The 13,637-nt window shown below is 68.5% G+C and carries 13 protein-coding genes; 10 read left to right on the plus strand and 3 right to left on the minus strand.

The features are described from left to right. The first annotated feature begins 22 nt into the window (after window positions 1–22). The 5 genes from B5F70_RS04660 to B5F70_RS04680 all read left to right on the plus strand — a co-directional run bounded on the left by B5F70_RS04660 (window position 23) and on the right by B5F70_RS04680 (window position 4,289). The gene (locus B5F70_RS04660; protein WP_087204399.1) at window positions 23–976 is read left to right on the plus strand and encodes an HD domain-containing protein; all 954 of its coding nucleotides are present in this window, start codon (window positions 23–25) and stop codon (window positions 974–976) included. Window positions 977–1,202: 226 nt separating this feature from the next. Beyond that, window positions 1,203–2,282 carry a hypothetical protein gene (locus tag B5F70_RS04665; protein WP_087204400.1) on the plus strand — a complete coding sequence of 360 codons (1,080 nt, stop codon included), beginning with the start codon at window positions 1,203–1,205 and terminating at the stop codon, window positions 2,280–2,282. A 90-nt stretch (window positions 2,283–2,372) separates the two neighbouring features. Beyond that, window positions 2,373–3,125, plus strand: a complete 753-nt coding sequence (locus B5F70_RS04670) for a cyclase family protein (RefSeq protein WP_087204401.1) — start codon at window positions 2,373–2,375, stop codon at window positions 3,123–3,125. A 76-nt stretch (window positions 3,126–3,201) separates the two neighbouring features. Then, window positions 3,202–3,966 (plus strand): AzlC family ABC transporter permease, encoded by a 765-nt coding sequence (locus B5F70_RS04675; RefSeq protein ID WP_087204402.1) that lies wholly within the window; start codon window positions 3,202–3,204, stop codon window positions 3,964–3,966. Then, entirely contained in the window at window positions 3,963–4,289 is a 327-nt protein-coding gene (locus B5F70_RS04680) for an AzlD domain-containing protein (protein WP_239463560.1), read from the plus strand. Before B5F70_RS04675 ends, B5F70_RS04680 begins: the two co-directional genes overlap by 4 nt. Window positions 4,290–4,337: 48 nt before the next feature. On the opposite strand, the gene B5F70_RS04685 is transcribed toward B5F70_RS04680, so the two are convergent. Genes B5F70_RS04685 through B5F70_RS04695 form a run of 3 tightly spaced genes read right to left on the minus strand, consistent with a single transcriptional unit; the run spans window position 4,338 to window position 8,003 of the window. Next, a complete protein-coding gene (locus B5F70_RS04685; RefSeq protein WP_087204403.1) occupies window positions 4,338–5,540 on the minus strand; it encodes an FAD-binding protein in 1,203 nt (400 codons plus the stop codon). Then, window positions 5,540–6,346, minus strand: coding sequence for an electron transfer flavoprotein subunit beta/FixA family protein (locus B5F70_RS04690; protein WP_206383502.1), 807 nt, complete (start codon window positions 6,344–6,346; stop codon window positions 5,540–5,542). The genes B5F70_RS04685 and B5F70_RS04690 overlap by 1 nt, the downstream gene beginning before the upstream one ends. A 4-nt stretch (window positions 6,347–6,350) precedes the next feature. Beyond that, window positions 6,351–8,003 (minus strand): FAD-binding oxidoreductase, encoded by a 1,653-nt coding sequence (locus B5F70_RS04695; protein WP_087204404.1) that lies wholly within the window; start codon window positions 8,001–8,003, stop codon window positions 6,351–6,353. 355 nt (window positions 8,004–8,358) lie between these two features. Between B5F70_RS04695 and B5F70_RS04700 the strand changes: the two genes are divergently transcribed. From B5F70_RS04700 to B5F70_RS04720, 5 genes are all read left to right on the plus strand, one after another. After that, window positions 8,359–8,634: a hypothetical protein gene (locus B5F70_RS04700; protein WP_087204405.1), complete on the plus strand. Its 276-nt coding sequence runs from the start codon at window positions 8,359–8,361 to the stop codon at window positions 8,632–8,634. Window positions 8,635–8,724: 90 nt separating this feature from the next. Further along, window positions 8,725–9,579, plus strand: coding sequence for a LytTR family DNA-binding domain-containing protein (locus tag B5F70_RS04705; RefSeq protein ID WP_158094930.1), 855 nt, complete (start codon window positions 8,725–8,727; stop codon window positions 9,577–9,579). Between the two features lie 126 nt (window positions 9,580–9,705). Further along, complete coding sequence (locus B5F70_RS04710; protein ID WP_087204407.1) at window positions 9,706–11,523, plus strand: TerB N-terminal domain-containing protein; 1,818 nt, start codon at window positions 9,706–9,708, stop codon at window positions 11,521–11,523. After that, window positions 11,520–12,950: an ATP-binding protein gene (locus B5F70_RS04715; RefSeq protein ID WP_087204408.1), complete on the plus strand. Its 1,431-nt coding sequence runs from the start codon at window positions 11,520–11,522 to the stop codon at window positions 12,948–12,950. The genes B5F70_RS04710 and B5F70_RS04715 overlap by 4 nt, the downstream gene beginning before the upstream one ends. Window positions 12,951–13,043: 93 nt before the next feature. Further along, window positions 13,044–13,637, plus strand: coding sequence for a pyridoxamine 5'-phosphate oxidase family protein (locus B5F70_RS04720; RefSeq protein ID WP_087204409.1), 594 nt, complete (start codon window positions 13,044–13,046; stop codon window positions 13,635–13,637).

Here is a 13,637-nt window from a genome sequence, read left to right on the forward strand (position 1 = left end):
AGACAAGCTTTGAGGTGGTCCGATGACACACAGCGAGGGGGCGGCCGAGGCCCCGGCCGCAATCGACCGCGCGCGGGCGCGCGCGACCTTCGACGCCTACGTGGCTCCGTACGATGCGGATAACCCGTGCATTGCGCTCAAGGTCGAGCACACCCTGCGCGTGGCCGAGCTCGCCCAGCGCATCGCGCAGGGGGCGGGCTTTACCCCGGTGGGTATCGATATCTGCTGGCTGGCAGGTCTTCTGCACGATATCGGGCGCTTTGAGCAGCTGAGGCGCTGGGACACCTTCCGCGATGACGACTCGGCAGACCATGCCGCCATCGGCGTCGACGTGCTCTTTGAGGGGGCGACGCACCTCGACGACCCGGCGCTCGTACACGCTGTACCCGCATCTCGGCCCGATGACGATGCCTTTGCCGCCCATGCGTACGAAGCGGGCGCGCTCGCCGCGTTTGCCCCCGGCACGGCGGCAGACCCCGCCGGCGCCGAAATCATCCGCGCGGCGGTGGGCTACCACAGCGCCTTTCGCCTACCCGATGCGCTCGATGTGCGCACCCGCGCCGTCTGCGATGTGGTGCGCGATGCGGACAAGATCGACATTCTGCGCGTGACCTGCACCGACGATGTCGAGACGGTACTCGGCATCACCGAGGACGAGCTGCTCGCGAGCGACGTCTCGCCCGCGGCCGAGGATGCGTTCTTCTCCCACCGCTGCGTGCGGCGCGACGAGCGTCGCGAGCCGGCGGACTATCTTGTGGGTCTCGCGTGCTTCACCTACGAGCTCGTCTACCCTGCAAGCCTCGAGATCGCGCTCGACCAGGGCTTCATCTTCCAACCGTTCGAGCGGCCCTTCGGCATCCGCCGCGCCTTCACCAACCGCGCGACGGCGCACCTCATGAACCGCATGGACGGCCACCTGCGCGCCTGGGTGGACGAGCGCACCGAGGCGAGCGGGGCGCGGACACCTGCATTGTAGGCGCAACCGCAGCGCTTGCCCCAGGCGGCTCCGCAACCGGCTCCCATCGCCATGGAAACGGCTTTATCCTTGGACGTTACCTTTGATCAGCCATCGGACGAGGCAATGGGAGAAACGTCAGAACTGCGTAAGATATCCCGTGCGATCCGGTTTTCCGCACCCCCAAGACATACCATGGACAGAGGGCAACGAAACCCATCTGGGGGCTAGAGTGAAAGGACGCAAGATGGCGGAGATGATCGAGCTGGTCAAACTCGAGCTGTCCCTCGTGACGCCCTCGTCGTACCTCGCGCTCGCGCCCGTCATCGTCTACATAGCGCTCAGCATCCTCTTTCGGATCAGGAGCATGGCGACGAGGCCCGCTCCGGCGGTGAGCGCCGACGCCTCCCGCCTCGACCCGTCCGTGCACCCCGCTGTGATCGGCTCGGTCGCCCTGGACCAGGGCTACGGCAGGGACAACACCCTGAACCGCGGCCTCTTCGACCAGGCGGCGGCATCGCTGCTTCACATGGCGGAGCAGGGCATCGTCGAGCTCAGGTTCTTCGATGACGACCCGATCGACGCGAACGGCTCCACGGGAGCGCTGCTCAACTCCCTGAGAAGGAGGCATTATCGCTTCCGCTACACGCGCGAGCCCGACCTTCCCCTGGACCAGGCCGCGCGGCGCATGCTCTATCCCCTGGACTTCGGGGAATGGGCGGACACCGAGAAGGACCCCCGGGCAAAGCGGCAGAGGGGCGCGTCCTTCCAACAGGAGCGGAAGGCCTTCGACGAGGCGCTGCTTGAGGAGGCGATTGCCCTCGACCTCGTGGAGCGCGAGCCCGCGCTCTGCGGCCACATGAGGGGCTGGATCTTCTACGCCCTCGAGATATGGCTCTTCATCGGGATCATGCCGCGCCTGGGCTTCTTCATCCTGATCGCCTCCTTCATCGCGCTCTTGATCGCGTGCCTGGGGATCCTACCCAGGGCGACACGCCTCACGGCGGCGGGCGAGGAGCTCAAGGCGGCGGCATGGGCGGATCGCAGGCGGATCGCGGACCTCGCCCAGCTCGGGCGGGCGCCGCGTGACCAGGAGGCGTGGGCGCATGCGCTCAAGGCCCTGGTGGCGATGAAGGGCGCTGAGTGCGCCGGCAACATCGTGGAGGAGGCGGCGGAGGCGGCCTCCACGGCCGAAGCGAGGCGTAACCGATCCCTCGATGCGCTGCTCGCGTGGTGCAGGCCTCCCGAGGGACTCTCCGGCGCCCCCGCGGCGATAACGACGCTCTGCCAGGCGGGCGAGCGGTCGCGCAACGCCGAGCACGACTGACGCGGCGCACCTCCCTTTGACGCGCATCGACCCGGTGCCGTACCATGAAAAGCACTGGCACGAACGCCGACGCGAGAGAAAGGGATTGCGATGAGCCTTTGGCCCGAACTCGAGAACCTGAAGCGCTGCACCTGGGTCGACCTTACCCATCCGCTCACCAACGAGAGCCCGTATTGGGCGGGCATTCCGGAGGGGTCGGTCGAACTCTGCCGCACCGTCTTTGACTACGACGAGGAGATGCTCTCCTGCCGCATCCACACCTACAAGTTCCCCGGACAGTTCGGCACGCACGTCGACTTCCCGAGCCACTTCACGCCGGGCAAGCCGGGCTCCGAGGCCTACGGCGTCGACAAGATGGCCATGCCGCTCTGCGTTATCGACCTCACGCCTAAGATTGCGGCCGAGGGCCCGGACACGGCCGTCACGGTCGAGGACATCGAGGCCTGGGAGTCCGAGCACGGGCGCATCCCCGGAGGCGCCTTTGTGGCGCTCCGCACCGACTGGTACACCCGCTGGCCGGACAACGACGCCCTCAACAACTTCGATGCCGAGGGCGGCGAGCACTGCCCCGGCTGGTCGCTGCCCGCGCTCCAGTTCCTGTATGAGGAGCGCCGCATCCAGATGAACGGCCACGAGACGTTCGACACCGACGCCTCGTTCCTCGCGGCAGAGGCTGATGACCTCGCCTGCGAGCGCTGGGTGCTCGATCACGGCCACCTCCAGGTGGAGGTCATGGCAAACCTCGACAAGGTCCCCGCGACGGGCGCTATCGTCTTCGTATCGTGGCCGCACATCGAGGGCGCGACGGGCCTGCCCGCGCGCGTCGCGGCCGTCTTTGCCTAACGCACCCCTATCCCCGCCCGTTGAGCGGAGCGCCGCGTGCGCTCCGCTTTCTCTTGCCTGCCCCCGGAAGCCGCCCGTGACTGAAACGACCGATACGACCGGCGCTGCGCCCGGTGCGCGCCTCGCAGCGCTGCGCGCCGCTTTCCCCTTAACCATCCCCATCCTCGCCGGGTTCGTCTTCCTCGGCATCACCTGCGGCATCTATGCCGGATCGCTCGGGCTCCCCTGGTGGGTGCCTGTGCTCATGAGCATCGTGATCTTTGCGGGGTCGGCTGAGTTCGTGGTGGCGTCGCAGCTCGCCGGGGCGTTTGACCCGCTCACCACGTTCGCCGTCGTCCTCATCATCAACGCGCGCCATCTGTTCTACGGCCTCTCCATGCTCGAGCGCTTCCGCGGGCTCGGCCGCAAGCGCCCCTACCTCATCTTCGGTATGTGCGACGAGACGTTCTCCATCAACTACGCCACCGAGCCGCCCGAGGGCATCGACCGCGGCTGGTTCATGACGTGGGTGACGGCGCTCAACCAGCTCTACTGGGTTGCTGGCTGTACGCTCGGCGGGCTGTTTGGAACGCTGGTCGCCACCACGGTCGAGGGGGTGTCGTTTGCCATGACGTCCCTGTTTGTCGTGATCTTTCTCGACCAATGGGAGAAGGACCATCAGCACTTGAGCGCCGTCATCGGAATCGCTGCCGCCGCCGTAGCGCTATGCATCATGGGGGCGGACAACTTTATGATTCCCGCCATGGCGCTCATCCTCATCGGCATCGCGTGCACGAGGCGTCGCATCGAGCCCGCCTACGCCAAGAGCGCGACAGAAGACGACGGGGAGGGCCGCGCATGACGACCCTGCAGATGCTCATCACCATCGGCGCCGCGGGCGCCGCCACCGTCCTCACCCGCGCCGCGGCCTTTATCGCGTTTCCCGCCGGGCGCGAGACGCCGGCCTTCGTGCGCTACCTCGGCAACGCCCTGCCGGGCGCCGTGTTTGGACTCCTCGTGGTCTACTGCCTCAAGGACGTCAGCATCTTCTCAGAAAGCCACGGCATCCCCGAGGCGGTGGGCGTCCTCATCGCCGGCGGCCTCTATCTGAAGCGCCACAACATGCTGCTCTCCATCGTGGCGAGCACCGTGGTCTACATGCTCCTGGTAAACCTCGCGTTTTAGGACCGCGCGGGCCGCAGACCAACCGCGACGCCCCGTGGAGGGGCCTCCCTAACGAGCGGCAGCATCCGCCTCGAGGCGCTCCACAAGGGCGCGCACGACGGCGATGGCGTCGCCCACCACCCGGTAGTGCGCCGCCCCAAAGATGGGGGCGCCCGCGTCCTCGTTGATGGCGATGACCGTCTTGGCGCCGCCGATGCCCGCTAGATGCTGGACCGCACCCGATACGCCCACGCTCACCAAGAGCTCCGGGGCCACGGAAACGCCCGTCTGCCCGATCTGGTGCGGATAGTCGAGCCAGCCCGCCTCGACAAGCGGACGCGTGCAGCCGAGCTGCGCCCCCAGAAGCTCTGCCAGGCGCCGCATCAAGGGAAGGTTTTTCTGCGACCCGATACCGCGCCCCACCACCACGAGCCGCCGCGCCTGCACAAGGGACGCGCCGACAGACGTCGGCGCGAGCGCGCGCAGGCGCACGCGCGACGCGGCACCGGGGGCCAGCGGGGCGGCGACCACCGCTCCCATACGCGACGGGTCGGGCTCGGGCGCCGCAAAGACACCGGGGCGCACCGTCGCCATCTGCGGGCGATGCGTCGGGCAGACGATGGTCGCCATGAGGTTGCCGCCAAAGGCGGGGCGCGTCTGCTGGAGAAGGCCCGTTTGGGGATCGATGGCGAGAACGGTGCAATCGGCGGTAAGGCCCGTCTGAAGCGTCACGGCCACGCGCGGTGCGAGCTCGCGGCCGAGGGGCGTCGCACCAAAGAGCACGATCTCGGGGCGCCCGGCGCGCACCTCGGCGCACACCCAACCAGCCAAGAGCTCCGGGTCGGCAGATGCGAAGCGCTCATCGCGGGCGAGCCGCACCTCATCCGCCCCACAGGCGATAAGGGTGGAGGCGAGGGCGCCGGGTTCGGACTCGGCAGCAGCCAAAAGCGCGACCACGCGGCACCCGCGCGCGCAGGCGAGCTCGCGCGCCTTGCCCACGAGCTCTATCGCAACCGGTGCAAGACCGCCCTCCCGCTCAACCTGTGCGAACACCCACACATCGTGCCACGAGGCGAGGTCCGCCGCATCCACCTGGGAGTGCTCGATGGCGATCGCGCCCACCGGGCAGGCGTCCACGCACGCCCCGCACAAGAGACAGCCATCGGTCGGATATGCCAGACGATCCCGCACCTCGATCCCCGCATTGCCGCAGGCGCGCACGCAGCGGCCGCATCCCACACAGCGCGCCGCATCGACCACCAAACCCGCCATCAGGACACCTCCGCTATGATCTGGACGAGGCGCGCCGCCTGCTCTGCCGGCGCACCGACCACCGGCACGGCGCGCGAGCGCTGCTCGGGGACAAACGAGCGCACCACCTGCGTGGGCGAGCCGGCAAGGCCGATACGCGTCGTATCCGCCCCCACCGCTTGAGCGGTAGCGACCGGCACCGGCGCCGTGGCAGCGGCGCGCACCCCCGCGATGCTCGGCATGCGCAGCTGCGCCGCCTCTTTGGCGACCGTGAGCACCGCGGGCAACGGCAGCTCGAGTTCCGCCATCCCCCCATCTACCGCGGCGCGCACCAACACGGCTTTTTCGTCGCACGCCAGAATCTCCCGCACATCGGTCGCACAGGCGGCGCCGAGCGCCCCGGCAAGCTCCGGCCCGATCTGCGCCGTGTCCCCGTCGACCGCCATCTTGCCGCAGAGCACGAGCGCAGGCTCGCCCGCGCCCTTTGCCAACCGCGCAATCCCGCAGGTGAGGGCATAGGTGGTCGCCAGCGTGTCCGCCCCGGCGAACGCCCGGTCGGAAAGCAGCAGCGCCTCGTCCGCCCCGCGCGCCATGCAGTCGCGCAGCAGCGCCTCCGTCGCCGGAATCCCCATAGAGAGCACGCTCACCCGGCTCGGCTCGCCCGCCGCAACGCGGGCGTCGCACAGGCGGAGCGCGAGCTCGAGCGCCGTCGCATCGAACGGATTCACCACCGCCGCGCCGCCGTCGCGCACGATCGTGTGGGTCTTGGGGTCCATCTTGACCTCGGTGGAACCCGGCACCGCCTTTACGCAGACCACGATATGCATGATGCTAGGCACCCCCTTCGCCCGCAGCCGCACCGGCCCTCGCGCCCGGCACCGCGGGCACGCCCGCGAGCAAGGCCTCGTCAAACAGGTTGCCGCGGCCCAACTGACCCTGCGGGTCAAACACCTGCTTGACGCGCGCCATCTCCACCAGCGCCCGCCTCCCGTACATCTCCCGCAGAAAGTCCCGCTTCAGCTTGCCGACACCGTGCTCGGCGGAAACCGCCCCGCCCATGGCGGCCACCTCGCGCGCCCACCGGGCAAACAGGCGCTTGCCCGCCGCGTAATCCGACGCATCGCGCGGCAACACGTTGACATGCAGATGGTTGTTGCCGATGTGCCCCCACGCCGCGGCTTCGAGCCCGGCCTCGGCCAGCGTCGTGCGGTACAGAGCCACCACATCGTGCAGACGCTCGTCGGGAACCGCCATGTCGCTCCCCAGCTTGGTGACAGACGGGTCGATCCGCCGGCGCTCGTCGATAAGCATGTTGACGCTCTCCGGCACCGCGTGGCGGAAGAACGTGAGCGCCTCGCGATCCACATCGGTGCGCGCCACCCACGTCGACCGCTCGCTCGCGCCCACCTCCTCGAGCGCGGCGCCCACGCGCGCGAGGTCCTCCATGGCCTCGTCCTCCGTATCGCAGGCGAGCTCGACGTACAGGCAGGCGCGCGCCCCTGCGGGCGGCTCCACCAGCGAGGCAAACGCCGCACCGGCCGCGCGCTGGGCGCGCAGGATCCTGAGCGCCGCCTCGTCAAAGTATTCGAGCGCGCTCGCATGCGCCAAGCTGCGACGCAGAAGGCAGGTGGCATCGAGCACCTGACGCTCGTCGGCAAGAAAACAGCTCACCGCCCACGTGATCGCCGGCGCGGGCATGAGGGCGAGCTCGATCTCGGTGATGATGCCGAGGGTCCCGTCCGAGCCGATGATGAGGTCGAGGGCATCCATGTCGTCCGCCGCATAATAGCCCGAGGCGTTCTTGCATGCGGGCATCTCGTACGTCGGCAGGTCGATGGCAAGCGCGCGCCCGCCCTCGGTGGTAAGCGCGAGCGCACGGCCGCGGGCACGCGCCTCGCCGCGGCGAAGGGCCAGCACATCGCCGTCGGCGAGCACGAGGCGCAGCGCGCTCACGTGCCCGCGCATGGGGCCGTAGCGAAAGCTCCGCGCGCCCGAGGCGTTGCAGGCGGCCATGCCGCCCAAGCAGGCCGAGGTCTCAGTGGGATCGGTGGGAAACATCTGCAGGGGCGCGGCGGAGAGCGCCTCGAGCGCGCGAAGCGAGGCGTCGTCCCAACCGGCCGCGGGGATATCGCGGGCGGCGAGGTGACGGCGCAGGTCGAGCAGGACCACGCCCGGCTGCACGCGTAGGTAGAAGCGGCCCTCCTCATCCTGCCGGAGCCCGAGGTAGCGATTCATGCGCGACAGGTTCATCACGTGGCCGCCCGCGGGCACCGCGCCCGCCGCCAAGCCCGTGCGCGCGCCCTGGACCGTTACCGGCACCGCTTCCGGGGCAAGGGCGCGCAAGGCCTCGCGCACCTCCTCCTCAGACGTGGGAAACGAGATGGACTCGGCATGCCCGCGGCTGCGCGATTCATCGCGCACGTAGTCCTCATACTCCGCCTCAAACGGGCGGATGAGCCCCTCTGCGACCGCGCCTCTCGCCATCGCACGCCCTCCTCTGCCGATTCGGTTTCAGCCACTGCTCAGAAGCGATTCATGGCTGCGCTTTAGTACACAAAAGTGCGTGCTGCCCATTTTACGGTCTTAACCGTTCTTGTCGAGCCCCATGCGCGCCTCGTAACGCTCCCGAAAGAATACGGCCCGCGCAAGATACCGCGCGGCACCTCGGTGCGCAGACCATGCTGCCGCCCCGCTGGCACCGCAACAATTTTGACCCTTCTCCCGACACCCGTAAGCTGCCCGAATGAGACGCCCTTCAGGCGGCTGTCAGGGGACGGTAAGACGGCCGCGCTACGCTTCCCCCATCAAGCGCATTCCGCGCAGAGGATGGGAGGAGAGCATGGCACTGTATTGGCCCCACAGCAATGTTGCACTCGACGTTACGGACGACCCGCACAGCATGCCCGTCGACACAGACGCGTTTCCCCATATCCGCGTGGTTTCCGCCACGTGCGCCGAACTCCGCAACCCCGCGCTGCGCCGTCAGGTGGCAGAGCGCCTCGCCCGGGAGGCCCGCGGCTCGCACGCGCCGGGGGCCTTGAGCTCCCTTACGGCGCAGGCGCAGCTCCAGCGGTTCCTCGCCACGGCGTACCCGCCCTCAAGCGACGCCGCCTAGACGCGCACATGCGCTTCATGGCAAGGTGCTAAGATGCAGGGGCGCCGTTCGCGCGGCGCCCCTGCCAGCATGCGACGGAGAGGAGTCGTCATGGACGCGAACAGCATCGATACGCCAACCCCCGTCGGCCTTGACGGCCCCACCGAAGACGAGCTTCTCGACCTCGTCGGCCGCATGGTCGCCGGGTCCTTCCACCACGATTACTCCCTTTTGTTCTCGCACGCGACGGATGACTGCACGCTCATCAGCGCCTGCGGCCCCCTCTTTTCCGGTCTTGCGGACATGCGTGCGAACCTCGGCAACAATCCCGACCTTCCCGATTTTCTCATCCGCGACGCCAGCTTTCGCATCGCCAGCGTGACGGCGCCCGATAACGTGATGGTGGTCGGCTCGTTCGCGATCTACTCGGATTTCTCCACTACAGAGGCCGTTGCCGCCGAGCATCTCAACGCCAGCTTTGGCCTGCGACGCGACGGGGGCGTCTGGCGCTTCTACTTGGTTCACTTCTCCAAAGACGACGTTCAGCCCGACGGCAGCTACCACTTCCCCTTTGAGGTAAGCAAGCAGACCTATCAATACGTGCGCGCAATCATCAAGGCGGGCACGGGCAAGCAGGCCGCGGGCGAGCGTATCGAGATCCCCTCGGGCAGCTCCACCGTCTACCTGGATCCGCAGCAGCTTATCTATGCCGAGGCGGACGGTAAGGCGACAAAGCTGCACCTCGTCGAAGAAACGGTCGAGGTGCGTCAGCTGCTCGCCGCCCTCGAGAAACTCCTGCCGCCCACGTTCCTCCGCATCTCGCGCAAGCACCTCATCAATTGCGACTACGTGATCAGCGTGTCGCCCGACGCCGTCGAGCTCGCCGGCGACGTGCGGCTGCCGCTCCCCAAGCGCACCACGGCGGCCATACGTCAGGAGATATCGCGGCGCACCCGCCGCCCCTAACCGCCAAACCCGCCTTCCCGGGTCTCCCCCTTTGACGGCGCCGTCACCGTACCTCCTCATTACGAACATCTGTTTGTTACTGTGGTATGATGTATGGCTACCCCTACCGCAGAAGGAGGTGCGCGCATGGCGGGACACGACGTCGATATCCACGAGCTCATCGCTCGGCTCAACGCCAACGAGCGTATTCGCCAGAGCGCGCACTTCTCTTGCGGCGTCTACCGCGACGAGCCCATCGTGCGCACCGGGCGCCAGATGGCAACCTACCTGCCCGATCGATACCGCAAGATGCGCGCCATCTCGCGCTGGCAGGATCAGCCGGGCGGCGCGCGCGGTCGCTGGCTCTCCGAGGCGGAGCTCTTCTACCGCCAGGCGCGCTATATGGAGGATTTTGAAGACGACTGCCCGTACCGGGGCAATTTCGTCTCCTATTACCCCACGTACAACAACATGAGCGACCGCCAGCTGCGCGGCTACTTCACCTGGCGCGCCGCGGTGCGCCGGGGCGAGGTCGCCCAAACGTCCACCTCGTTCGCCTACGTCTACCTCTACGAGCTCATCAACGGCATCGGCGTGGCGGACCCCTTGGACGGCTACCGCAAGCTGCGCGCGTTCTGGGATGCCTACCGCGCCTTCGCACCCGAGATCGACCGCAATGTCCGCACCTGGCTCCACGACTACGTCATCTACCACGGCCTCGACGCCGAGCTGTTGGCGGACGACCCGGTCCGCACCCTCGACCTCGAGCTTATCGCCATCGCCCGCACCTTCATGCCCTTCGACCCCGCCCTCGCCACCTGGCTCGGGCTCGACGAGGGTCCCGCGTCGCACACGGGCGGCGCCGTCGGCGTCCCCCCAACCGGCACCCGTCCCCCTGCCGCGCGCCCCGCACCCTGCGCGGAGCGCTCGACGGAGCGGGCGCTCCCCTTACCGCCCGACGCCGCCGGCGAGGAGCGCATCCTGGACGCCATCGAGCGCCACGCCTCGTATCGGCCCCGGTCCTCGCGCCTCTACCACGCGCACCCCGACGACCTCCGCCACGTGACCGCCGCCGTCTTTGTCCGCATGCTCGCCTATTATCGCAAGCACCGTTCGCGCGGCTTGGTTGAAAGCTCGTTTGGCGAGGAGGCGGAGATGGGCTACACGATGTTTGGGTCGGCGGTCTTCTATGAGGAGCACGCGCACGCTGACGCCGACTACGCGCTCGACCCCATCCACCGCTACCGCTGCCGCCGCGGCCTCTGGACCTGCCGGCGCATCTACGGCGGACAGGGGCGCAGCAAAGCCTGGGGCGAGATCGCCCGGGCGACCGACTACCGCCTGCGCGCCGCCCTCTCGTTCGAGCCGCAGCTCAAGGAACCCAAGTGCCCCAAATACCTCGCTAAGATCATCGACCGCGAGATAGCGTCCTGGCTCGATTGGAAACGCGCCCACGCCCCGCGCGTCATCGACATCGACCTCTCCAAGCTCTCGGGCATCCGCAGCGCGGCGGCCGAGACGCGGGAGGCCCTGCTCATCGACGAGGAGCGGGACGAGGGGCCGGTCGAGGCCTCCCCGACCGCCCGGGGCGAGGCAAAAGGGGCGGGAGCCCCGCTATCCGCTTCGGGCGGCACTGCCCTGCGCGAGACGCAGCCGTCGCCCCCCGTTCGTGCAGGGCTCGCGGACGGAGAGGCTCCCGTCCGTGCCGCAGCACCCGCTCAAGCGGCGGCGCGGCAAACGGCGACGGGCGGCCCGCTCACGGCTGAGGAGACCGCTTATATTGCCGCCCTTCTCGAGGGGAAACCGGAAAAGGCGCCTGCGGGCGCATCCGAGGACCTGATGGTCGACACCATCAACGAGAAGCTCTTCGACCTGCTCGGCGACACGGCCATCGAGTTCGGTGCCGCCGGGCCGTGCCTCATCGAAGACTACCGAGACGATATCCGGGAGTTGATTTGCCCATGACCGCCACCGCACCCGCGCCCCGCGTACCCAAGCGTGTCGCCGCCGTCATCTTAAACTCGCTCAAGGGCGGCGTCGTGCCGCGCATCGGCCTCCCCTACATCACCGTCGGGCGCGAGGTGGAGATTCGCGCGCTGCTGACCGACCTCGACCTCATCGCCGACGGCGGCGCCTCGTTCCGCTTCCTCGTGGGCCGCTACGGCGCGGGCAAGAGCTTCCTGCTGCAGACCATCCGCACCCATGCCATGGGTGAGAACTTCGTCGTCGCAGATGCCGACCTCTCGCCCGAGCGGCGCCTGCAGGGCGGTCAGGGGCAGGGCCTCGCCACCTACCGCGAGCTCATCCGCAACCTCTCCACCAAGACGCGGCCCGAGGGCGGCGGGCTCACGCTCGTGCTCGACCGCTGGGTCGCCGCCATGGACGAGGCGGACGAGGGCGCCCTCACCGCAGAGCTCGCCCCTCTCGAGGAGCTCGTCCACGGCTTCGACTTCGCCCGCATGCTCCGCCGCTACCGCACCGCCTGCCGCGAGGGCGACGACGAGACCAGAAGCTGCGTCATCAAATGGCTCCGCGGCGAGTACCGCACCAAGACGGAGGCGCGCAGCGAGCTCGGCACCACGACCATCATCACCGACGATGACTGGTACGACTACGTGAAGCTCTTCGCGCAGTTCCTCGTGGGCGCGGGCTACAAGGGGCTCCTCGTCCTCATCGACGAGCTCGTCAACCTCTTCAAAATCCCCAACACCGTCACGCGGCAGTACAACTACGAGAAGATCCTCACGATGTACAACGACACGCTGCAGGGCAAGGCGCACCACCTCGGCATCATCATGGGCGGCACGCCGCAGTCCATCGAGGACCGGCGCCGCGGCGTCTTCAGCTACGAGGCGCTGCGCAGCCGCCTCACGCAGGGACGCTTCGCCCGCGAGGACATGCGCGACATGCTCGCGCCCATCATCACCCTGCATCCGCTCACCTATGAGGAGCTGCTCGTCCTCATCGAGAAGCTGCAGCAGATCCACTCCGGTTACTTCGCCTACGAACCGCGCCTCACCGAGGCGGACCTCGTCTCGTTCCTCAAGATCGAGTTCGGGCGCGTGGGAGCCGACACGCACCTCACGCCGCGCGAGGTCATCCGCGACTTCATCGAGCTTCTGGACATCGCCTACCAAAACCCCGCGCTGCCGACAGGCGAGCTGTTGAGCGAGGTGGGCGCGAACCCCGCCTCCGCGGGCGCGGCGCCGCAACCCGTCTCTCCCATGTGCGGGAATGCCGCTTTCGGCCCCTCGGCAACCCCAAAGAGCGGAGATCTCGCACACGGGAACCAAAGTGCCGCCCCCCGCGCGAGCGCAGCGGACGGCACAGCCCGCGTCGCGCCGGGCGCCGTCCCGCACGACGCCGCGGAGTTCGCTGAGTTCACCATCTAGCACCCGCCGCCGCGCTCGATGCGCGCAGGCGCCGCCGCAGCCTCGAGCATCCTGCCCGCCCCGACGCGCCGGCCCCATCACGAGGAGACCCGCATGAACCAGACCGCGCCCTTCCGCCCCCTGCGCCGCAGACGCCAGGAACTCAGCTATGCCGCGTGCGCCGAGATACTCGAGCGCAACACCTCTGGGGTGCTCGCACTTGCCGGCGACGGAGGCTACCCCTATGCCGTCCCGCTGAGCTACGTCTACGTCCCGGCGGGGCCCGTCGCCTCCGGCGGGGACGCGCCGCTGCAGCACGACCTCCCCTGCGGCACCCCCGCCCAACAGGAGCCCCCGCTCGGACGCCTCCTCTTCCATAGCGCACGCGAGGGCCACAAGATCGACGCGATCCTCCGCGACGGACGGGCATCGTTTTGCGTCGTCGACCAGGACAGGGTCGTCCCCGAGGAGTTCACCACCTACTTTCGCAGCGTCATCGCCTTCGGGCGCGTGCGCGTCATCGAGCGGGACGCCGAGAAGCGCGCTGCCGCCGAGCTCCTCTCCCAGCGTTTCGCGCCCGAGGTGCCCCTCGAGCGCCACGAGGCGGAGATCGACCGGTTCTGGCAGACCCTCACCATGTTGGAGCTGGCGGTCGAGCACCTGAGCGGCAAAGAGGCCATCGAGCTCGTGCGCGGCCGCGCCCAGTAG

The sequence above is a fragment of the Collinsella sp. An268 genome, assembly GCF_002159765.1.
Taxonomy (GTDB): domain Bacteria; phylum Actinomycetota; class Coriobacteriia; order Coriobacteriales; family Coriobacteriaceae; genus Coprousia.

Excerpts from the sequence above, each read along its gene's own strand:
- B5F70_RS04715 (WP_087204408.1), top strand. The coding sequence starts at position 11,520 with ATGACCGCCACCGCACCCGCGCCCCGCGTACCCAAGCGTGTCGCCGCC.
- B5F70_RS04670 (WP_087204401.1), top strand. The coding sequence starts at position 2,373 with ATGAGCCTTTGGCCCGAACTCGAGAACCTGAAGCGCTGCACCTGGGTC.
- B5F70_RS04705 (WP_158094930.1), top strand. The coding sequence starts at position 8,725 with ATGGACGCGAACAGCATCGATACGCCAACCCCCGTCGGCCTTGACGGC.
- B5F70_RS04660 (WP_087204399.1), top strand. The coding sequence starts at position 23 with ATGACACACAGCGAGGGGGCGGCCGAGGCCCCGGCCGCAATCGACCGC.
- B5F70_RS04720 (WP_087204409.1), top strand. The coding sequence starts at position 13,044 with ATGAACCAGACCGCGCCCTTCCGCCCCCTGCGCCGCAGACGCCAGGAA.
- B5F70_RS04690 (WP_206383502.1), bottom strand. The coding sequence starts at position 6,346 with ATGCATATCGTGGTCTGCGTAAAGGCGGTGCCGGGTTCCACCGAGGTC.
- B5F70_RS04710 (WP_087204407.1), top strand. The coding sequence starts at position 9,706 with ATGGCGGGACACGACGTCGATATCCACGAGCTCATCGCTCGGCTCAAC.
- B5F70_RS04700 (WP_087204405.1), top strand. The coding sequence starts at position 8,359 with ATGGCACTGTATTGGCCCCACAGCAATGTTGCACTCGACGTTACGGAC.
- B5F70_RS04685 (WP_087204403.1), bottom strand. The coding sequence starts at position 5,540 with ATGGCGGGTTTGGTGGTCGATGCGGCGCGCTGTGTGGGATGCGGCCGC.
- B5F70_RS04695 (WP_087204404.1), bottom strand. The coding sequence starts at position 8,003 with ATGGCGAGAGGCGCGGTCGCAGAGGGGCTCATCCGCCCGTTTGAGGCG.
- B5F70_RS04680 (WP_239463560.1), top strand. The coding sequence starts at position 3,963 with ATGACGACCCTGCAGATGCTCATCACCATCGGCGCCGCGGGCGCCGCC.
- B5F70_RS04665 (WP_087204400.1), top strand. The coding sequence starts at position 1,203 with ATGGCGGAGATGATCGAGCTGGTCAAACTCGAGCTGTCCCTCGTGACG.